The sequence below is a fragment of the Nocardia sp. CA-084685 genome (assembly GCF_050955785.1).
Lineage (GTDB): Bacteria > Actinomycetota > Actinomycetes > Mycobacteriales > Mycobacteriaceae > Nocardia.
Genome location: NZ_CP192097.1, coordinates 33,529 through 52,189, shown reverse-complemented (window position 1 = coordinate 52,189; position 18,661 = coordinate 33,529). Strand labels below are relative to the sequence as shown.

At 68.1% G+C, this 18,661-nt stretch carries 20 protein-coding genes; 13 read left to right on the top strand and 7 right to left on the bottom strand.

The features are described from left to right. Positions 1-22 precede the first annotated feature (22 nt). Positions 23-628, bottom strand: a complete 606-nt coding sequence (locus tag ACQP2U_RS44110; protein ID WP_433717459.1) for a hypothetical protein — start codon at positions 626-628, stop codon at positions 23-25. Positions 629-777: 149 nt separating this feature from the next. Here ACQP2U_RS44110 and ACQP2U_RS44105 point away from each other — a divergent pair, with 149 nt between their 5' ends. Then, positions 778-1,026 carry a hypothetical protein gene (locus ACQP2U_RS44105; protein ID WP_433717457.1) on the top strand — a complete coding sequence of 83 codons (249 nt, stop codon included), beginning with the start codon at positions 778-780 and terminating at the stop codon, positions 1,024-1,026. A 72-nt stretch (positions 1,027-1,098) separates the two neighbouring features. On the opposite strand, the gene ACQP2U_RS44100 is transcribed toward ACQP2U_RS44105, so the two are convergent. Both ACQP2U_RS44100 and ACQP2U_RS44095 read right to left on the bottom strand, forming a co-directional pair. Continuing rightward, positions 1,099-2,793 (bottom strand): hypothetical protein, encoded by a 1,695-nt coding sequence (locus tag ACQP2U_RS44100; protein WP_433717455.1) that lies wholly within the window; start codon positions 2,791-2,793, stop codon positions 1,099-1,101. Further along, complete coding sequence (locus tag ACQP2U_RS44095; protein ID WP_433717453.1) at positions 2,793-4,040, bottom strand: hypothetical protein; 1,248 nt, start codon at positions 4,038-4,040, stop codon at positions 2,793-2,795. Before ACQP2U_RS44095 ends, ACQP2U_RS44100 begins: the two co-directional genes overlap by 1 nt. Before the next feature lie 106 nt (positions 4,041-4,146). On the opposite strand from ACQP2U_RS44095, the gene ACQP2U_RS44090 reads away from it, so the two are divergent. Both ACQP2U_RS44090 and ACQP2U_RS44085 read left to right on the top strand, forming a co-directional pair. Next, on the top strand, positions 4,147-4,986 hold the full coding sequence (locus ACQP2U_RS44090; protein WP_433717451.1) for a ParA family protein: 840 nt from the start codon (positions 4,147-4,149) through the stop codon (positions 4,984-4,986). After that, positions 4,983-5,285, top strand: coding sequence for a hypothetical protein (locus tag ACQP2U_RS44085; RefSeq protein ID WP_433717449.1), 303 nt, complete (start codon positions 4,983-4,985; stop codon positions 5,283-5,285). Before ACQP2U_RS44090 ends, ACQP2U_RS44085 begins: the two co-directional genes overlap by 4 nt. Positions 5,286-5,409: 124 nt before the next feature. On the opposite strand, the gene ACQP2U_RS44080 is transcribed toward ACQP2U_RS44085, so the two are convergent. The 4 genes from ACQP2U_RS44080 to ACQP2U_RS44065 all read right to left on the bottom strand — a co-directional run bounded on the left by ACQP2U_RS44080 (position 5,410) and on the right by ACQP2U_RS44065 (position 8,700). Continuing rightward, positions 5,410-6,510, bottom strand: coding sequence for a hypothetical protein (locus tag ACQP2U_RS44080; RefSeq protein WP_433717447.1), 1,101 nt, complete (start codon positions 6,508-6,510; stop codon positions 5,410-5,412). A gap of 420 nt (positions 6,511-6,930) precedes the next feature. After that, the gene (locus tag ACQP2U_RS44075) at positions 6,931-7,113 is read right to left on the bottom strand and encodes a hypothetical protein (protein WP_433717445.1); all 183 of its coding nucleotides are present in this window, start codon (positions 7,111-7,113) and stop codon (positions 6,931-6,933) included. A gap of 139 nt (positions 7,114-7,252) precedes the next feature. Beyond that, positions 7,253-7,921 (bottom strand): YdcF family protein, encoded by a 669-nt coding sequence (locus ACQP2U_RS44070; protein ID WP_433717443.1) that lies wholly within the window; start codon positions 7,919-7,921, stop codon positions 7,253-7,255. A gap of 11 nt (positions 7,922-7,932) precedes the next feature. Continuing rightward, positions 7,933-8,700 (bottom strand): GntR family transcriptional regulator, encoded by a 768-nt coding sequence (locus ACQP2U_RS44065; protein ID WP_433717490.1) that lies wholly within the window; start codon positions 8,698-8,700, stop codon positions 7,933-7,935. A 166-nt stretch (positions 8,701-8,866) separates the two neighbouring features. On the opposite strand from ACQP2U_RS44065, the gene ACQP2U_RS44060 reads away from it, so the two are divergent. From ACQP2U_RS44060 to ACQP2U_RS44015, 10 genes are read left to right on the top strand one after another with little or no spacing between them, the layout of a single operon-like run. Continuing rightward, the gene (locus ACQP2U_RS44060; RefSeq protein WP_433717441.1) at positions 8,867-9,112 is read left to right on the top strand and encodes a hypothetical protein; all 246 of its coding nucleotides are present in this window, start codon (positions 8,867-8,869) and stop codon (positions 9,110-9,112) included. Continuing rightward, on the top strand, positions 9,112-9,423 hold the full coding sequence (locus ACQP2U_RS44055) for a hypothetical protein (protein WP_433717489.1): 312 nt from the start codon (positions 9,112-9,114) through the stop codon (positions 9,421-9,423). The genes ACQP2U_RS44060 and ACQP2U_RS44055 overlap by 1 nt, the downstream gene beginning before the upstream one ends. Continuing rightward, on the top strand, positions 9,423-9,671 hold the full coding sequence (locus tag ACQP2U_RS44050) for a hypothetical protein (RefSeq protein ID WP_433717487.1): 249 nt from the start codon (positions 9,423-9,425) through the stop codon (positions 9,669-9,671). The genes ACQP2U_RS44055 and ACQP2U_RS44050 overlap by 1 nt, the downstream gene beginning before the upstream one ends. Beyond that, positions 9,668-9,934: a hypothetical protein gene (locus ACQP2U_RS44045; protein ID WP_433717439.1), complete on the top strand. Its 267-nt coding sequence runs from the start codon at positions 9,668-9,670 to the stop codon at positions 9,932-9,934. The genes ACQP2U_RS44050 and ACQP2U_RS44045 overlap by 4 nt, the downstream gene beginning before the upstream one ends. Beyond that, a complete protein-coding gene (locus tag ACQP2U_RS44040; RefSeq protein ID WP_433717437.1) occupies positions 9,919-11,793 on the top strand; it encodes a type IV secretory system conjugative DNA transfer family protein in 1,875 nt (624 codons plus the stop codon). Before ACQP2U_RS44045 ends, ACQP2U_RS44040 begins: the two co-directional genes overlap by 16 nt. Beyond that, positions 11,790-12,620 carry a DUF4913 domain-containing protein gene (locus tag ACQP2U_RS44035; RefSeq protein ID WP_433717435.1) on the top strand — a complete coding sequence of 277 codons (831 nt, stop codon included), beginning with the start codon at positions 11,790-11,792 and terminating at the stop codon, positions 12,618-12,620. The genes ACQP2U_RS44040 and ACQP2U_RS44035 overlap by 4 nt, the downstream gene beginning before the upstream one ends. Continuing rightward, positions 12,617-15,580: a toprim domain-containing protein gene (locus ACQP2U_RS44030; protein ID WP_433717433.1), complete on the top strand. Its 2,964-nt coding sequence runs from the start codon at positions 12,617-12,619 to the stop codon at positions 15,578-15,580. The genes ACQP2U_RS44035 and ACQP2U_RS44030 overlap by 4 nt, the downstream gene beginning before the upstream one ends. 13 nt (positions 15,581-15,593) lie before the next feature. Next, the gene (locus tag ACQP2U_RS44025) at positions 15,594-18,053 is read left to right on the top strand and encodes an RRQRL motif-containing zinc-binding protein (protein WP_433717431.1); all 2,460 of its coding nucleotides are present in this window, start codon (positions 15,594-15,596) and stop codon (positions 18,051-18,053) included. After that, entirely contained in the window at positions 18,050-18,352 is a 303-nt protein-coding gene (locus ACQP2U_RS44020; protein ID WP_433717429.1) for a hypothetical protein, read from the top strand. Before ACQP2U_RS44025 ends, ACQP2U_RS44020 begins: the two co-directional genes overlap by 4 nt. Further along, complete coding sequence (locus tag ACQP2U_RS44015; RefSeq protein WP_433717427.1) at positions 18,352-18,633, top strand: hypothetical protein; 282 nt, start codon at positions 18,352-18,354, stop codon at positions 18,631-18,633. Before ACQP2U_RS44020 ends, ACQP2U_RS44015 begins: the two co-directional genes overlap by 1 nt. The last annotated feature ends 28 nt before the right edge of the window (positions 18,634-18,661 follow it).

Below are 18,661 nucleotides of genomic sequence, written 5' to 3'. Positions count from 1 at the left end.
CGCACCCGCAGGCCTGGGCGGTTCATCGCCGCACCGCTTCGCGCGCCAGCGCCTCCATCCGCTCGCTGCGCTCACGCAACTCGGTCATCGTCTCTCGCAGCTGCGCCATCGTCGCCGTGACGTCCTCGGCGACCTCCCCGTCGATATTGGCCGCGTGCGCGATCTGGTTGAGCAGACCATGGATCGGCGCCAGCTGCTCCAGCCGCACCTCGTCCAGCCCACCAGTCGCGCTCATCACCGCCGCCGCGACCGCCTTGCGCTGCGGCCATGGCAGCCACGGCTTATCCGCTGACCGATCACCCTTCGACGACGCCGGTGCTGGGTACACCGCCGCCTGCACCACAAACCACGGCACCGTGCACCCCACCTCGTCCGCCAACTCCTGGACCTTCGCGAACTCCGCCGCCGAGAACACCGCCTCGATCGTCTGCTTGTCCCCCACGATGTTCGGGCGCCGCCGCCTCCGGCGCGCCCGCGCGATGTTCTGCGAACCCCGCTTCTCACCCGACGACGCCCCCACCACACCCTGCTCCGCGACCACCGCGACCACCTCCCGCTCGTCGGAAAAACCAGGCCCAGCGCAGCGACCACCCGCCCGGGTGAGCTCCTCACCACACGTGAGGAGCACCTCATTTACCCTGGGTAAATGTTACCTTGCTCCGCCTGGGGTTACGTATGAGTGTACGGGAATTTGAGCAGCTGGGAGGGTCTGCGGACGTGACCTCATTGAAGAGATTTGGGGGCGGCCGGTTTGTTGTGTAGTCGTACGTTTGGGTGATGGTGGGATCACATTCTGAGCGTGCTGATGAATTGGCTGAGCAGGCGAACAAGGCGCTGCAGGAACTGTTGGAGGCGACACAGGCTCGCGCCGACGGCGAGCAGATAGATGCCCTCACAGCCGCAGTGAACCGCGGCGGGCCCTCACGCGCCGATGTCCTATGGATGCGGCTGCAAGCGCTGCAGAATCAGGCCCAAATCCACGCGACACTCGCACTCAAAGACACCGTGTTCGCACGCGGGCTGTAGCGTTCCCGGACAGACGAAGGCCCCGGCGGGTTGGTGCCGCCGGGGCCTTCGTCGTCTTCGTGGGTTGGTGCGCTATGCCCGATCGGCAGGCTTGCGCAGCTCGATCACACGCCCGCCGGTGGTGCTGCTGGCGGCTTCCGCGCGGACGACGGTCGCGGTGTCGCGGATGCGTTCGATCGTCTTGCGGTGCACACCAGTGGCCGTGTGTGCCGCATTGACGCTCGCGCCACCAGTCAGCACTTCCAGCACCCGCACCACGGTCTCGAGCGGCAGACGGCCCCCCGCACCACGCCCCCGCACTTCCTCGGCAAGGGCGGTCATCGAGCCCCGCACTTGGCTGTCGGTGCCCGCACTATCGCCCGCACTTTCCACCGTCGCGAGAGCAAGTGCGGACTGCGACCGTGGCCCCGCACTTGCCGGTGCGCCCGCCCCCGCACCACTGCTGCGGGCAGGGTGAGCGGTCCGTGTACGTGGCCCGCGAGAGGCCCGCACTTCGCCCGCACTTGCGGGCTCGGGCGCAGCCTCTTGCGAGGTAGCGGTGGTGCTGGGTTCGGTGCTGGCCGGTGCGGGGGTCTCCTCCTGCACTGGTGCGGCAGGTACCGCACTTTCCTCGATCGGCTGGTGCGGTGCGGGCTCGACGACGGCCACCTCGGCCACCGCACTTTCCTGGTGCGGTGCGCCCGCACTTGCGTCCACGACCGGAGTGCTGTCCACCTCCAGCGAAGTGCGGTGCGGGGCCGCACTTTCCTCGTCCGCGAAGTGCGGTGCGGACTCGGACGCGGTCGTAAGTGCGGGCTCTGGTGCGGGGACGAACTCGCGCTCGAATTCGGCCATCGGCTCGGTGCTGGTGCGGGTTTCCTCGCCGTGGTGATGCTGCACAGCGGCGGCCGTCTCGGACTGCGCGGGCGCCAGGAGCGGGGTCGCTTGCACGCTGTGCAGGGCTCGCAGATCCGGCAGGTGCAGGGCAGCGTCGTCGGTGATCCGTTGCGCCACCACACCCCGCGCCCGGGTGTAGTCCGCGCCCATGTAGTGCAGCACCCACAGAGTCCCGCCGATCAAACCCGGTGCGATGCCGTGCAGCATCGAGTCGTACCAGTGGCTATCCCGCACGTACGGGTAGGTGTTGAGTCCGAAGGTCAGCGTGAACAGCCCAACCTCGGCCCAGCGGATGCCGGCCGAAGGTTCGATGTCGGCGGCGTCGCGGACCTTGGCGGTGCCCAGGGCGATGATGACCAGCAGCCCGGAGATCATGCCCTCGATGAGGAACGACACCCAGTACAGCGGGTCGCTGGTGCCGCCGGGCGCCATGTTGTGCTGCACATTGATCGCGCTCCAGATCATGCCCGCGGCGATGATGGCCCCGCACCCGTAGCGGGTCCAACGGCTGTAGCGGTGCAGCTCGGCGATTGTCGAGGCCGGGGTCTCCGCGCGGCGCTGTGCGGCCAGTGCTTTGCGGGCATCGATCGCGTCGCGGATATCGGCGGCGCGGATCTCGCGTTCGGCGGCGCGGATATCCTCGGCGGCCTCAAGCTGCGCGGTCAACTCCGCGCGGTCGGCCTGCCGCAGTTGCCCGCGCTTCCACACGGCCAGCCCGCGCGCCTCGGCCAGCTCGGCCTCGGACGGGACCTCGGTCAACACGCTGGCGGCGTCACCGCCGAGCAGCTCCAGCCGACCGCGCGCGGTGCTGAGCTGTTCGGCCAGTGCCGCAACGTCGCCGGTGGGCGGGCGAGCCGGGACGGGTGGGGTCTTCGTCTTCGATCGGAACATCAGCGGTTGCCTTCCTCATCAGGGTGGCGGGCCGCGTCGAGCGCGGCCTGCATGGTGGCGATCTGGGTGTCGTGGGCGGATTGGATACGGGCGATCTCGGCGGTGTGGGCGGCCTCGAGACGTGCGGTCGCGCTCGCGTGGTCGCTGCGCAGCTGCTCGCGGTCGGCGCGCGCTTCGGTGCGGGCCTGGACGAGTTCCTCGCGCAGGGTGCGGATCTCGTCGCGGTCAGCGTCGGCGCGGGTCGCGGCTTCCGCGCGGATGGTGTCGAGCTGGCTGCGCAGCTGCTCGCGCTCGGCGCGGGCCTGCTCACGGGTCTCGGCCAGTTCTGTGCGGAGTCGCTCTGCTTCCGCGCGGGCATCGGTGGCTGCCTGCTCAGCGGCTGCCTGGGCGGATTCGGCGCGACGCTGGGCCTCGGTCGCGGCGTCGCGAACATCGTGGGCCTCGGTGATCTGTACAGCGGCCGCGCGCTCGACCTGCTCGACACGCTCATCCGCAGCCTGCTGCGCGGCGGCGATCTGCTCTCGCGATTGTGCCTCGACGGTGGCGATCTGTTGAGCTGACTCGCCGCGCACCCGCTCCAATTCGGCGCGCGCGGCCTCGGCGTCCGCGACGGCCTGGTCGCGCTCGTCGAGCGCATCCTGGGCTGCTCCCTCAGCCAGCTCCCGAGCCTCCTGCGCATGGGCCAGCTCGCGGCGCGCAGCGATCGCGTCGGCCTCGGCACCCTCCCGCGCGACGCGTTCGGCGCGGATCTCCTCATCGGCTTCACGCCGCGCCGCGCGCACCTCTGCTACCGCCGCGTCCGGATCCCCCGCAGTCGCCACCACCTGCGTGATGCGGTCGACCAGCTCGCCGAACTGGCGCTGGTGCGCCTCGGCCTGCATCTCGATCTGCGCCAGCAGCTCCGCCAGGGATGCCCGCGCCGAGGTCACCGGCCGTGCCGGGCCACGGCCGCGCCGCGGCTCGCCACCACCGACAGCCGCTTTGGCCGCCTCCAGCTTCAGCTCGTTGCGTCGCGCGAACGCACCCGTGCGGGTGTGCTTGCGCTGGACGCCGTCCGGGTCGACCACCGTCCGCCCGCAGTATCCGCTGGGCCGACCGGGCCGCTTGTCCCCGGACAAGTCGAGCCCGTGCTTCTCGTACGTGTCCGTCACCGGGTCATACGAGTACGGGAATCCGCAAACGTGCTGGTCGTCGTCTGTCGCCGCGCCGCCATCGGCCGGGCCCGGCGTCTCCGATTGCTCACTCATACACCAATTTTAGCGTTTTAACGAAACGATATTATGGATGCTAGCAGACCTAGCTATGCGTACATTGCTAGCTATTGGTACTTGCTATGGGTGTTAGGTTCGCTGCGTGAGCACACCAAGCGCACCTAGTGATGCACGCGCGCAGGCGCGGCTGATCGTGCTGGCGAACCAGAAGGGCGGCGTCGGCAAGACCGCCTCGACCCTGGGTCTGGCCAGCGCAATCGCCGACGGCGGCGGCAACGTTCTGGTCGTCGACCTGGACCCGCAGGGAAATGCGACCAACGGCGTAGGTGTCGAGGTCGGCGACGGACAGCAGACCGTCGCCGACCTGTTCGACGCCCGCGCCCGGCCCGGTTCGCTCGTCGATGTGGTCGTGGCCTCGCAGTGGGATCGGGTCGACGTCGCCCCGGCGACCGAGGACCTGGCCGCTCTCGACGACGCCGGTAACCCGGATCTGGTGTGGCGCCTGGATGCCGCGTTCGATGGCCTGGACCTGAGCGCCTACACGGCAGTGCTGTTCGATACGCCGCCTTCGCTGGGCAAGCTGCTGTTCTCGTCGCTGCTGGCCGCCGATGAGGTCATCGTCATCACCGAGCCGACCGTGGATTCGGTCAAGGCCGTGAGCAAGGTGGAGCAGACGATCGAGCGAGTGCAGCGACGCCCGAACCGGCGACTGAAGTTCGAAGCCATCGTGGTGTCTCTCGATCGCGGCATCGCCGAGCACAACTTCCGCCAGGACGAACTGCGCACCAGCTACGGCACCTACGGCCAGGCCGGGAAGGTCTGCCGCACAACGATCCCGGACTACGCCGCCCGCCAGGACGCGCACTCCGCACGTCTGCCGATCCACCGCTATCGCGGCGGCAAGTCCCTGGCCCTCCAGGTCGCCTACACCGACCTCGCCACCGAGCTCGGCCTGCTGAAACGGAACGGAGCCACCGTATGAGCAATGTCGACCGCAAGCCAGCACTCGGACCGCGCCCACACCCCGCCGACCACATCCCGGAGAAACCAGCCGAGACCGCAACCCCGGCCCGCGGCGCCGCACCGTCCCCGCCGGCCGCGCGCGTCCCGGTCGACGAGCGACTGATCGAGCAGCACAACGTCCGGATCCGCCCCTCGACCAAGGAACGCCTCGGCCGTGCGGTCGACAAGCTGCGCTACGAGACCGGCGACCGGTCGATCTCCATCGCATCGATCACCGACCTCGCCTTGCGCGAGTACATGGACCGCAACGGCTGCTAAGCCACTGACCTGCAAAGATAGCTGAGCTAGCACCGATAGCTAGCCTCAATAAAGTCGGCAGCGGATCGACGCGAGCCGGGCATGGAAGCTCCGCACCCGCTCATCATCTCCGATGAGGTTTCGGTCAGTCCTCACGAGCCTGACGTGCCAGTTCACGCCGGGCAGCCTCAACAGACTGATGCCGCGCGGCCGCCGTGCCGACCGCGCGGCGCCCGAGCTCGGCAGCCTTGGCCATCGCCGCAGCGCGGGCGGGCGAGTCCGCTGCGGCTATCGCCTTGGCGCGCATCTGCTTCCAGGTCTCGCGTTGTGCGGCACGACGGGCTTCGTCCTGGGCGACTTCGCGGGCCCGATCCAGCAGAGCGGGCGGCTCGTTGACGGGGGTGTGGTTGAGCAGCCAGCCCAGGTAGGCGTAGGGATCGGTGGGGTTGCCGAAGATCCGTTTGCCCGCGATCAGCACCTCGTTGAGCGCGAGGTACACATCGTCGGCGGTCCAGCCGTTCAGTGCTCGCTTGGTCAGGACGGCCGCTAGGCCCTGGCGGGGCATCTGTCGTATCCAGAGCGGAAAACGCTCGTCTCGTTTGACCTGAGAGGCCAGCAGCAGCGCCCGCTCGTCGTATGCTCGACATGTTTTCGGCCGAACCTTCTTGTCCCGGCCGCGCGGAGCGCGTCTTTCGATCACGTTCTTGGTGGAAGTAACCGAGTTCTGGCGTGAGAGAAAAAGAGAACCGCCACTTCGTGGCAGTGGGGTGACAAAGTCCTGTTCAAGCAGTGACTCGAGGGTCGAGTTATCCACAAGGTAGGCGTAAGACGGGGACTCGATCAGCGCAGCGACGGCCGCCCAACCGCGGCTGCGGTCCTCGCGGTCATAGGAGGCCAGGCGCTCCAGTTTGGTGCGGTGGCGGCCGGTGAAGACCACCTGGCGCAGATCGAGCAGGCGGGCGAGCTCGCGGCAGCGCTTCACTGTGCGGGGATGACGTTCGATCCGCTCGCTCAAGTGCCTCACCGATGGCCGGCACTCGCGGCCGGTGTCGAGGTCCGCGCACTTGGATTCAGCGATCGCCCACGCCTGGAAGGTATTCCGCGACACCGACGGGGCCCGCAGGGTGGCGCGCAGCTCGGCGTAGAGCAGGTCGTACAGCGCCATCGAGTAGGCAACCCACCGACGCCGAGACCACCAGCACGACGGAACATCCGCATAGAGGTCTTCCGGCTGCTCCAGCCGCATCGGGGGCGGTTTGAACAGCGACCAGGATCGAGGCGCACCCGACCTAGATTTGGGGCCAGGCCTGCGGCGTGGAGACGCCGCCGCCAGGGAGTGAACGTGCTGGTTATCACGGTCTTGTCGCACAAGCTGTGTCGCGGTTGAACCCGCGTCTGGACGTGCGCTACCGTGAGACCCGCTCCGCATGAGCTAAGTCCCTTCTTGAAGGGCGAGACCGGACCCTCGGCGTGCAGGCCGGGGGTTTCTCGCGTTTATGGAGTTCTATTCAGACGCGGGGTTCGGCAGTGACCCGCAGGCAGTCAGCTCGCCGTCGTGAGATCTCCTTCAGTTCAGTCGATTCGGGTGCGCGGTGTTCTGTGCCCGCACGGTAGTGCGGACCCTTCGTGTGTTGTGCCCAGCACCCACAGCTGGTGTGTACGAGGGTTAGCCAGCCAGCTTCAGCTGCTCGGGCGCCTTGACCTTCTTCGACACCTTGAGCTCACGCGTCAGAGCTGACTCGAAAAAGGCCCGATAGGTCAGGCCGCGCCGGGTCGCCTCCGCCTTTACTGCGCTCAGTAGGGCCTCGTCGATCTCGACCAACTGGGGTTTTCCACGTACCGCGCTCATGCCTGGCTATATAACGCTGGGGTCGCTTGGAACGGGCGCAGACACGCCGGGGCCTGTTCCACACAATCATTGTGGAACAGGCCCGTCCGGTTACATGAACAGCCGCTGTAATCCCAGAAGTCGCACGCTTCAACTGTTTTCAGGCCGCAAGCAGACGGCTGGTGTAGCCAGCCTCGACCAGACGTGAGTACGCCTGACGCACGTCGTCGGGCACCGGCACGTCGACGGCCCAGCCCTTGGTGGGGTAGACCCAAAGTCGCTGCGTATCACCGACAAGCATGTTGATCACGCGATCGACGTCACCGATGCTCTCGATGTACTCGTCGAGCGGCAGAGGCAGCGATGAGCAGATGACGTCAACCTCCGGCCACCGCTTGCGGCAGATGGCCCAGCTTCGCCGTTGCTGGTAGGGCCGCGAGATGAGCATTACCGAGCGGATACCGGCCAGCAGATTGCGTTCTTGCAGAACGGCTTTCGTGAAGTCGATGTTGTCGCCAGTGTTGGTGGCCTTCGGTTCGACCAGGATCGCGCTGTCCGGCACCCCCAGCTCCAAGGCGTGCTCGCGGTAGTGCACAGCCTCGCCGCGGGGAAACCTCGCCACGGTGGTCGGTGCGTTGGCGCCGCTGAATACGATCAGCGGAAACACGCCCTTGTTGTAGAGGTCGGCTGTGTAGGTGGCAACTCCGAGATCGTGACTCCCCAGACCGATCCCGACATCGACAGGACGCACATCGTCATCCAATCGGTTGTAGTCCCAAAGGGTTTCGACGTCGGAGCGAAGGTTCTCGGGCAGTGTTGTCGATGGCATGAGCTGTCCTTTCAGTCGGGAAGCTTGAAGTCGTAGGTCCACGCGAATCGCGATGCGGCGTGGACGCCGCGCGCGAACTCCACGAGGGTGTTGTCCGCGGTATAGGTATGGCGGGTCAGCACCATGACCGGCTCGCCAGAGGGCAGATTGAGCATTTCGGTCTCGTCGGGGGTGGGCATTCGCGCACAGACCGTCTCAGTCATGTGGTCGGGCTCGTAGCCCTGGAGAGTAAGCACCGCGAACCCGCCACCCCGGCCTGCTGGACCAGGCGTCGGGTCGACGAGCGGAGTGCCCTCGACATGCGCCGGAAGGTAGTAGCTCGTGAGTGTGTGTGTCGGCTGATCGCCGTCCTTGACCAGCCGCGCACGCTCATACACCGGCGATCCCAGCTCCAGCCCGAAGGCTGTGGCAACGGCTTCATCTGCGTCGACCAGTTTCACCGTGTTGGTCTGGTCGGTGGGCTTCCAGGCCCGCCCCGATGCTTCGCGGTCGGCAGCGAAGGCAACGGTGTTCCCGAACTTCCATTTCTTCTTGGAGTACCGGTCAGCCCCGAGCCGACGCATCGGGGGGCGTTCACGAACGACAGTGCCGCGTCTGCGGACCGGTGTCACCAGTCCCTCGGCCTCCAGGAGCCCGACGGCTTGTCGGACGGTCTTGATGTTGACTGCGTGGATGCTGGCTAGCTCGTCCTGTTTGGGCAGCGTCGTACCGGGCGGGTATTCGCCCCGCTCGATGGCAGTGCGGAGGCTCGCCGCCAGCTCGCGGTAGCCGATAGCCATCAGCTCACCCTTCCTTGTCGTTCCGACATTCTCCATGCCGGGTTCATTAAGAGTAGCCATAACCAGGAACTCCACTCTCGCCGATCAATAGAGCCGGTTCTATTGACCAATCCTGCCGCACTTGCTCAAATAGAACCACCCCTATTTGTGCAAGCTAGGAGATGTCGTGACGAGTGCAGACATGCGCAGGGATGTTCAGGTGCCCGGCTCCCTGATCCGGTTGTCGAAGGGTGCGGCCCTGGTCGACAAGCACCCAGTGACGCTGCGGCGCTGGATATCGCAAGGAAAGCTCACCGGCTGGCGGACCTCGTCGGGCCAGATCATGGTGAGTCGAGACCAGCTCTTGAGGCTGACTACGCCGGTCCGGATGGACGTCGAGGTCACCGATGGTCTCGAAGGTGCGGTCGCGTGATGAGGCTGCCCGAGATTTGGACACGTGAGGTGTGGGCCCGTGCGGCGGCTCCGGCGATGCCGTCGGTGCAGGAGGTCGGCGGGCACCTGGTCAGCGATGCGACCGCTCACCATGCCGATTACGTCGGCCAGGACCGGTGGGTCCTGGATTACCTGCCGGGTCGGCAGCTGACCCGTGAGCAGGCGGTGGCTGGTATGCGGATCGCGGTCGCTCCGGAGCGGCTGGAGGTCGAACGCTGGGCGGGCCTGCTGGGTTTGACCGTGGCTGAGGCCGTGGGTTTCGCGGCGCTGCCGGTGGGGGTGACCGCGTGATGGCCCGCCGTGAGCGCGTGGTCGATGTGGTGATCCCGATCGTGCCGTCTTCCGGCGCTGGAGATTCTGGCATCGGGATTGTGGGCGCGATGTTCGCGTTGCTGATCGCGGTCGTGTTGTGCGCGGTCCTTGTGTGCGTCGCGGTTGTCAGCACCGATTTCGGGCCGGGAGCGACCGTGCCGACCGGGCCGGGCTGCTACCCGTTCTGCCCGTCGACGCAGCCGACCGCGCCGGGGGTGGCCCGATGAACGCCACCGAAACCCTCTGCGACGTGCGGCTTTTCCAGCTGCACCGCGACCGGGATCTCACCGGTTTCTCGGGCACGGGCGTCGTCGCGGACGGCGTCGTGTGGCCCGACGGCTCGGTCTCCATGCGCTGGCGCGGCCCGATCCGCACAACCGTCGACGCCTCTTGCCTCGACGACATCCAGACCATTCACGGCCACGACGGCGCGACCCGCGTCGTGATGCTGGCCAACATCTCGGGAGGTGCGGCATGGACCGCAGCGTGAAACAGCCTGGCAAGCGCGATCTTTCGGAGTGGAAGGAGCTCATCGCGGTCGGTGCCGGCATCGGCGTCGGTGAGGCTGTTGGGCTGTCGATGCGGGTCGGTGATGCCCTCTACGCAGATACTGCCCAAGACGTGCCGTGGAACCCGCTGTCGCTGGGCATCCAGCTCGCGACCGGTCACCTGCAATGGACCGGTGCGGCCACCGGTGGCGCGGTCACCCTCGCGGTCGGCGCTGCTGCTGGTGTCGCCGGGTCGGTGTGGGCCTACCGCGCGGCGTGCGCGAAGTGCCGTCAGCTGGCCGGAAAGACCGGCAAGGGCAAGAAGATTCCCCGCGAGGCCATCGACTCCCAGGCCCGCTACATGGCGCGTGGGCGCGAGCTGGACTCGCTGTCGTGGGAGGCGGCAGCGGCCAAGGCCGCCAAGCTGAAGGTGCGGCTTCGTCCGGAGGATGAGCCGGGCGTGCTGATCGGGCGTGCGGTCATCGACGGCCGCGAGCTGTTCGGCACGTATGAGGATCTGCACCTCGACATCTGGGGACCGCGCCAGGGCAAGTCCTCCTCGCGGGTGATCCCGGCGGTGATGGAAGCACCTGGGCCGGTGCTGGTCACCTCGAACAAGCGTGACGTTGTCGATGCCACGCGCAAGCTGCGCGAGGGCTCGGGTCGGCGGGTGTGGGTGTTCGATCCGCAGCAGATCGCGCGGGAGGAGTGCACCTGGTACTGGGACCCGGCCGCATGGGTCCTCGGTGACGACGGCGGCGCGGGTGCTCAGCGCCGCGCGGCCGAGCTCGCCGGTCACTTCGCCGCATCGGGGGAATCCGATAGCCGCGACGCGTTCTTCGAGCCCGAGGGCGAGGAGCTGCTCGCGGGTCTGATCCTGGCGTGTGCGCTCGCGAAAAGGCCGATCACGCAGGTGTTTTCGTGGGTCACCAAGTCCAATGACCGCGCACCGGCCAAGATCGTCAAAGAGGCCGGGTACGAGCTGGTGTCCGACGCACTGAGCGACCAGTACAGCGCGCAGCCCAAACAGCGTGACGGCGTGTTCAGCACGGCCAAGAAGATGGCCAGCTGCCTCAAGTACGAAGACGTGCGGCAGTGGGTGACACCACCGCAGGCCGGGGAGCGGCCGCGCACCGCGTTCGACGTGAACGCGTTCGTGACCAGCCGCGACACCCTGTATCCGCTGTCGAAGGAGCAGAAGGGCAACGCGGGTCCGCTGCTGGTGGCGCTGTGCGCGGCGGTCGCGGCCGCCGGTGAGGCCGAGGGCACCCGGCATCCGGGTGGTCGGCTGCCGGTGCCGATGCTGCTCATCCTCGATGAGGCCGCCAACATCGTGCGCTGGCGGGATCTGCCCAAGCAGTACTCGCATTTCGGCTCGCGCGGCATGGTCGTGATGACGATCTTGCAGTCGTGGGCCCAAGGCTGCCGCTGCTGGGGCCGCGAGGGCATGGACGCGCTGTGGTCGGCGGCCAACATCAAGGTCTTGGGCGCTGGTCTGGATGACGGTGCGTTCCTGCGGGACCGCTCGGAGTTGATCGGCCCGCACTACGAGCTGGTCGATTCGGTGTCGGTCAGCAAGGGCGCGGGACCGCGTAGCCGCTCGGTGTCGACCTCGCGCACCTCCGAAACCACGTTGTACGCATCGGATTTGGGCGCGCTGCCCACGGGCCGCTGCGTCGTGTTCTCCGCTGGGCGTCGCCCGATGTTGGTGGCGCCGGTGCCGTGGTGGCAGCGCCCCTACGGCAACCAGATCAGCACCTCGATGGACGCAGCGGCGGCCACCCCCGAGAACTCCACCCGCGCGGGGCGGCACCTGCATGCCGTGCCGCTCATCTCTGCTGAGGAAGGCGAATCCGCATGAGCGACATCGTGAACGACTCCGACACCACCGAGTCGCAGGAGATCCAGGCGCAACCGGTGCCGGTGGTCCCGCAGATGGATCTCGGCGAGCTGCTCGACACCGCAGTCCGCAAGGCCGTCACGGCCCAGATCAACGCTGAGGCCAAGACCATCGCTGATGGTGTGGTCGCGGACATGCTGACCCCCGAGGTCATCGCCGGGATGCGGGAGACGGCCATCATCGAGGCCGACCAGGCACTGCGCCCGACCCCCGAACCCGAGTCCGAACCGGATCCGGAGCCCGAGTCCGAACCGGATCCGGAGCCCGAGTCCGAACCGGATCCGGAGCCCGAGGATGCGGCGGAGGAGGAGGCCGAGGAGGAGCCGGAGCTTCGCTACCGCACCCTCGAATTGTTCGTCGATGGGTTCATCGCGCACACCTACCGGCGTGAGGTCAGCGCGCCCGGCAGCGACAAGACCGCCCGGTGGTGCCCGCACTGGTTCAAGCACGGCGAGGCCGTCTCGCGGTTGGAGGCGCTGTGGCGGGCGTTTGAGGAAGCGCGCCGCGGCGACGGCGGCGAGATGGCCGCCTGGTGGGTGACGTTGTGCGACCCGATGATGGATCGCCTCTTCGATCCCAAGGGCACCTTCGAGTACTGCTCGGTGGAGGACGGGCACGAGCACCAGGACAGGCTGATCAAGCTGCCGTTGGTGCCCGCACCGCCCGGAACGTTCCAGGACGGGCACGCTCACGACGAGCCCACGGCGGTGCCGTCCCGGATCTTCGTGCCGCCAGCATCGACGGTGCGTAACCGGTTCGTCGACGGCGCGTGGGAGTTTCCCGGATGAGCGCCCCGGCCCGTACCCGCGACGAGGGCTCGTGGGAGGTGATTACCGCCGCCCTGGACCGGACTGTCGGACCCGGCCGCCCGTCCGGGGCCTGGACCAAGTACTGCTGCCCAGCCCATGAGCTCGGTGGCGGGCACAAGCCCAGCTTGGGCGTGAAGTACGACTCCCAGCAGCAGCGCACCGTGGTGCGCTGCTTCGCGGGATGCGCGAACGAGGACGTCCTGGAGTCGCTCGGCCTCGAAGTGCGCGACATGTTCGACCAGCGCATCGAACGCAGCGTCGGGGCACACCGTGCGAGCAGGCCTCGCCCGCGACAGGTCTCCCGCGCCGACCGTGCCCTCGATGCTGCGGGCTTGCCGCTTGTGCAGCCCCGCAAGCCGGATCTCGGTGCGCAAACCTCGGCGTGGAAGCAGGTTGCCGCCTACGCCTACGTGCGCGCCGACGGCACCGTAGCCGGTGAGGTCGTGCGGCAGGAAGCCGATTTCGAGTCTGGCCGTGACAAGCAGTTCCACCAGCGTCGTTGGAACGAGCGGACCGGCCGGATGGAAGCGGGCGGGTTCGAGCCGATCCCGTTCAACCTGCCGCAGGTCTTGGAAGCCGTCCGCGACGGGCGTCTGATCGCGATTTGCGAGGGCGAGAAAGACGCGATCGCGGCCGGAAAGGCCGGATTGGTCGCGACCACCAACGCCGGTGGCGCGATGGTCTGGAAACCCGAGCACGCCCAGTGGCTCAAAGGTGCGCGCACCGTCGTGATCGTCGCCGACCGCGACACCGCCGGATATCGCCGCGCCGAGCGAGTCATGGGCACCCTCGCCGGGCTCGTGCAACGGGTGCGCGTCGTCCAAGCCGCCACCGGCAAGGACCTGCACGACCACCTCCAGTGCGGTCACGAGATCAGCGAGCTCGAACCCATCCCACACCTGGACCCCTACACCCGCGTCCAGCCCGCCGCGCCTGCGCCGCAGGCGATTTCAACTCCCGCAGCCGAGACCAGCGTCTCGGCTGCTTCGTCTGTCCGTCCCGCAACACCTGGAGGAAACGCCATGGCCGACCACCACCTCGTCCCGCAGCTGCACGACCACGCCCCCGATCAGACCCCCGATATCGACCACATGGGCGCGCACTGGGGTCGGTTCATGCAGATGCTGCTCGGCCAGCTCATGACCTACGCCCAAAAAGCCGCGATCGCACGCAAGGCCGCCCAGGAGGTCCTCAAGGAGCGCGACGAGAAGGAACGGCGCGAGGCCGCCGCCAAGGAAGCCGCTGAACGCGCGGCCGTCGAGGCCAAGCTCGAGAAGCTGCGCCAGGCCGGGTGGAACACCGCCACCCGCTCCCAGATCGTGGCCGCGCTGCGTGACGCGGCGGCCTGGGCACCGGATTCCCAGCGAGCCCAAGACGCCCTGGGCGAGCTGGTCAGCCACATCCACAACCGATGGGGTCTGCGCCTGGACCTGGAATCCGGCGAAGTCCACGTCGCTGTGCCTGTCGAGCTCAGCGGCGCACTCGCAGCCGCCGAAACCGAACGTGCCGCAGCATCGCGGCTGCGCACCGCCTCTGCCCGCATGGCCCAGGTCGTCGCCTCGGTCGAGGGGCTGGAGGAATCCGAGCGTCAGGCGATCTTCGCCGAGATCCAGTCATGGCGGGACAACCCCTCCGCCCAGCAGCTGCAGCAGCTGGACAAGGCGTTGGCGTCGCGGAAGGTCGACGAGAAGACCCGCACCCGGATCCGTTTCGTGGCCGGGTATTTGGGGCCGGATGTGACGATGCCGCTCGATCAGCTCGGCATCGTCGCCGCGGTTTCCCCGACCGCTGAGCTGCGGCGCCTCGATGAGCCGCTGGTCGACCCTGGTGAGGAAGTCAAACACCGGGTCGACACGATGCTGTTGGACTTCCAGGTCAAGCTGCGCAACGGCCACGACACCGCCGCAGTGCAGCAGCGGCTGGGCGAAGCGGTCGCTTTGATGACCGAGGAAGACCGCGAGATCGCCCGCCAACGCGGCATTGAGGTCCGCGCGAACCCCGGTGGCGAGTTCAAGCCGCTGTGGCCTGATCACGTCGACCGCGAAGCGCTGGCCGAGAGTGTGCGCCTGTACGCGGCGCTGGCGCCAGAAGCCGAGCGCCAAGCCGTCCTGTCCGGCGACCTGGACGCGGCCGCCGTCGAGCAGCTGCGCAAGCAAACCGGCGTGCACCGCGCCCGCATCGACACCGCCCTGAAAAAGGGCCTCGGGCTGCACGATCTCGAGCGCGACCAGCTGCGCGCCGTGCTCGACGACGTGGAGGCCGGGGTCAAGATCGTGCCCGAGATGCTGTTCGCGAGCGACCGGTTCGCAGCCGCGGTCGATGCCTCCCGCGCTGAAGATATCGCCGCGACGACCTCACAGGTCCACCGCCGCCAGCTCACCGAGATCCTGACCACCGGGTCGGTGCCGCCGTCGACGGTGCAGCGCACCACCGATGAGGTCACCAAGGTGTTCATGGCTCAGACGCAGCTCGCGGCCGGGCACATCAACCTCGCCGAGTACGAGCAGCGCGGCATCGATGTGCGCCTGGATGCCTCCTTGGCCCGCGCGGGAGTGCCTGAGCCGGTCCGCAACAGCGTGCGCAACCACCTCGACCGCGCGGCGGGCGAGTGCGCCATCACCGGCAAGCAGGCCACCCGGATCGCTTCACGCTGGGCCGAGCGCACCGATCGGGTCGCGGCCACACGCACCCAGGCACCGCCCGCCTACGACAGCCCACAACGGCGGGAAGGCCTGGAACAGACCCTGCGCGGTACCGACATGAGCGAGGACGAGATCGCCCAGCGCATGGCGGCTGACTCCGGGCACGCCAAACCACCGTCGGCGGCAGTACGCGGCAATGGCCGGGGTAAGACCCGCACCACCAAGCAGGGCGCGGGTGTGCGGCGCACCCACCACCGCCGCAACGGCAAAGGCCCCGAGCACGGTCTCGGCCTGTGAGGTCTTGCCCGCCATGACCGCCGTGCACGACCCCGAGCAGCCCGACTCCTATCCCTGGATGGCTGCACCCGCTCACCTGAAGACCCGCCGCCAGCTGCGTGCGGCGGGCCTTCGCCCCAACGGCCATGCACCCGTGGCCCAGATGGAGCGCAAGCGCTACGGCCGCCGCCTGGTGGCCTACCTGTTCGATTCCAGACTCGCTGCCCCGAAACGCACCGCGAGCCCCGCGCAACTCGACGCCGTCGCCAAAGCAGTCCGCGGGCACCAAGCCCGCGCGGCCGAGCGACGCGGCATCCCCACCGCCGAGCTGCATCAACCCACAGACCCCGGCCCCGGATGGGCCGAGGACACAACCGGATCCCACAACCACTCTCAGGGAGAAAACCGCATGTCCGACACCACTGACACCGCCGCCAACGTCGCTGCGCGCCTGCGCGAGATCAACACCACCGCCGAGGGCGCTGAATATCTGCGTACGCAAGGCCTGGACCGGACCGGGCTGCTCGCTGTCGCAACTGAGCTGCACATGACCCGGGTCGAGCGGCTCAGCCGAGCCGAACTCGAACGAAGGGTGCTCGGTCAGGCAATCACTGCCCGCCGCAAATACGAGGGACTGCGCACCGGATGGCAAAGCAGCACACCGGGCGCACCGGTTGGCCGGGAGGCCGCCCAGGAGGATCCTCCTCAGCTCGACACCCCGAACGGGCACGGTCAGCGGATGGCGTACTTGCTGGCCACGGTCGCGGTCAACCAGGCCCGCTACCGCGACCAGCGCTTGGCGAAAGCTGTCGAACAGGCCCAGGCTGCCGGGCCCGACGCGGTCGACGAACTGATGGTCAAATCCGAACAGACCCAGGCCCGCGCCGAGGCCCGCCTGGAGGCAAGACGTCAGGACAATCCGATGGCGGCCGTGCAGGGGCTGGCTGATGCGCTGGTGTGGCACCCCAACTCCGAGATCGCCACCAAGCACCTGCGCCAGCTCACCTACGACTACGCCGAGCAGTGGGGCGTGGTTGTCGATGCCGACGAGTTCGCCGTCAGCATCAACCCGAACTTCGACGCGATCGACGCCCAGAACCACGCCGAAGCGTGGCGGTTGTGGGATCGCGAGTCCGCCGTGATGGACTTCGTATCCGCCATGCCGCTGACCGCTACCGCGAAGGGCGCTGCGATGGAGGCGATTACGGCATGGCGGGGAATCGGGATCTCCCCGGCCGACCCACGGGCGCACCTGCGCGATGAGGCCGCACGGCGCGAACAACTGAGCAGCGACCTGGCGGCGGCGAAGCTGACCGAGCCCGACCGCGCTCAGGTCGAGTTCATTGTCGACTACCTGCGCGGCAACACAGCCGACGTCGATCTGCTCGACAGCCCGGTCATCGTCGACCCGGGCGAGGAGGCCCGCGGGCGGGTGCCGCGCCTGCTGGAGTTTTTCGCGAACAACCCCAAGGCCGCGTCGATGGTGGGCGAGGAGATCTCGGTCATGACCGCCGCCGACCAGGAACGGGTCCGCCAGGCCGGGAAGGAGATCGCCGCCGGGCGTGAGGTCGATTTCAAGCTGTGGCCCGATCACGTCGACCGCTACGAACTCGGCGAAGCACTCGCCGAATACGCCGCCGTCACGGGCGAATTGCGAACTGAGGCCGACTATCTCGCCTCCGGTGGCTATAGCGCGGAGGAGCATGAGCGGCTCGGCGCGTACGACATCCCAGGCGTCGGCGACGAGACCGCCGATCGGATTGACCGCATGGCACAGCAGCGTGACCAGCTGCACGCCACGATCCACAACGGCAAGGGCCTGGCTCCGGTGGAGCGTGCCCAGCTGGCGGCTGTGCTCGTCGACATCGACGCCGGACGCATCCGCGACCACAAGCAGTTGCCGGAGCTGCTGTTCGCCGACGAACGCACCAAATCCGATGCCGACGTCAACCGTGTCGGTGTACCCGCGTCCCGGCTCGCGGCCGCGACCCGGGAGGCGATCACCCAGCGCATCGAGGCATCCGGCGCCGAACCCCAGGGCTGGGATGCCACACGCCTCAACAGCGCGGTGTCCTCCATCGGGGATGCGCTCTACACGGTGGCCTGCGGCGCCCGCGGCGACGGTGGCATCGAGTATGAACGCAAGTCCTACGCCGACAAACGCGCCCGCTTGGGCAAGGAGCTGGTCAAGGCTGGCATCGACGAGACGGTGCGGACCGAGATCCGTGAGCTGGTCGACGACCGCGCCCGCCAGGCCGGGGTGCTCGGCAAGGCCGCCGCGCAGCGTGAGCAGCAGTGGCAGGCCAAGACCCACCAGATCGTCGAAGCCCGCGACGACGCCATCGCCCAACGCCAGGCAGCTGCCGCCGGCCGCGCCCCGACCAACGGTCGAGCCTGCACCAGCCGCGCCGACCGGGCCGCTCAGACCGCCTCACCTGCCCCGGTCCGCGTGGCAGGACGGCGCAACCTGCACAGCGCGGAGGTCGGTCGATGAGCCTCGAATCGGTCGACATGTTCGTCATCGCCCGCCTCGACGACGACCTCGCGGTGGCCGACCTCTACAGCTGCGTGACCCACTACGACGCCACCGACGGCACCGAGGCCGGACCCACCGTGGAAGCGTCGTGGGGTTCGGTCACCAGCGAACCCACCGCCCCAGTCACCCTCGACGCGCTCGACCAGGCGCTCACCGAGTTCGGCTACCGCCGCACCACCGACTGGCACCAGCGCGTCACCGCCTCCGGCGCCATGCGCTGGTTCGCCGAAGCCACCATCCGAATCGAGGACCTCTGATGAACACCGATCAGCCCCTGTCGCTGGCGCGTCGCCGGGAACTGTCCGAGCTGCTGGGCAAGATCCCGGCGTCCTGCCCGGCCGATCTGCACGACTGGACCGAGCGAGGCCACCACCGCAGCTACGACCCCGAGTTCGGCGACCCGGTCGCCAGCCCCATTCCGAATGTGGTCGGCGCTATCGGCTGCCACGCCGAATCCACCGAACTCGCACTCCGCGGCTGCTGGTGCGGCAAACTCTGCAAACCCCGCGCCCTGACCACGGCACAACCACCCCAATAGCCCATCAACCACAGAAAGGCCCCGCCAC

What these genes read in the sequence shown, in the direction of transcription:
- ACQP2U_RS44105 (WP_433717457.1), top strand. Translation starts at nt 778, where the DNA reads ATGGTGGGATCACATTCTGAGCGTGCTGATGAATTGGCTGAGCAGGCG.
- ACQP2U_RS44100 (WP_433717455.1), bottom strand. Translation starts at nt 2,793, where the DNA reads ATGTTCCGATCGAAGACGAAGACCCCACCCGTCCCGGCTCGCCCGCCC.
- ACQP2U_RS44095 (WP_433717453.1), bottom strand. Translation starts at nt 4,040, where the DNA reads ATGAGTGAGCAATCGGAGACGCCGGGCCCGGCCGATGGCGGCGCGGCG.
- ACQP2U_RS44085 (WP_433717449.1), top strand. Translation starts at nt 4,983, where the DNA reads ATGAGCAATGTCGACCGCAAGCCAGCACTCGGACCGCGCCCACACCCC.
- ACQP2U_RS44080 (WP_433717447.1), bottom strand. Translation starts at nt 6,510, where the DNA reads ATGCGGCTGGAGCAGCCGGAAGACCTCTATGCGGATGTTCCGTCGTGC.
- ACQP2U_RS44075 (WP_433717445.1), bottom strand. Translation starts at nt 7,113, where the DNA reads ATGAGCGCGGTACGTGGAAAACCCCAGTTGGTCGAGATCGACGAGGCC.
- ACQP2U_RS44070 (WP_433717443.1), bottom strand. Translation starts at nt 7,921, where the DNA reads ATGCCATCGACAACACTGCCCGAGAACCTTCGCTCCGACGTCGAAACC.
- ACQP2U_RS44065 (WP_433717490.1), bottom strand. Translation starts at nt 8,700, where the DNA reads ATGGCTATCGGCTACCGCGAGCTGGCGGCGAGCCTCCGCACTGCCATC.
- ACQP2U_RS44055 (WP_433717489.1), top strand. Translation starts at nt 9,112, where the DNA reads ATGAGGCTGCCCGAGATTTGGACACGTGAGGTGTGGGCCCGTGCGGCG.
- ACQP2U_RS44050 (WP_433717487.1), top strand. Translation starts at nt 9,423, where the DNA reads ATGGCCCGCCGTGAGCGCGTGGTCGATGTGGTGATCCCGATCGTGCCG.
- ACQP2U_RS44045 (WP_433717439.1), top strand. Translation starts at nt 9,668, where the DNA reads ATGAACGCCACCGAAACCCTCTGCGACGTGCGGCTTTTCCAGCTGCAC.
- ACQP2U_RS44040 (WP_433717437.1), top strand. Translation starts at nt 9,919, where the DNA reads ATGGACCGCAGCGTGAAACAGCCTGGCAAGCGCGATCTTTCGGAGTGG.
- ACQP2U_RS44035 (WP_433717435.1), top strand. Translation starts at nt 11,790, where the DNA reads ATGAGCGACATCGTGAACGACTCCGACACCACCGAGTCGCAGGAGATC.
- ACQP2U_RS44030 (WP_433717433.1), top strand. Translation starts at nt 12,617, where the DNA reads ATGAGCGCCCCGGCCCGTACCCGCGACGAGGGCTCGTGGGAGGTGATT.
- ACQP2U_RS44025 (WP_433717431.1), top strand. Translation starts at nt 15,594, where the DNA reads ATGACCGCCGTGCACGACCCCGAGCAGCCCGACTCCTATCCCTGGATG.
- ACQP2U_RS44020 (WP_433717429.1), top strand. Translation starts at nt 18,050, where the DNA reads ATGAGCCTCGAATCGGTCGACATGTTCGTCATCGCCCGCCTCGACGAC.
- ACQP2U_RS44015 (WP_433717427.1), top strand. Translation starts at nt 18,352, where the DNA reads ATGAACACCGATCAGCCCCTGTCGCTGGCGCGTCGCCGGGAACTGTCC.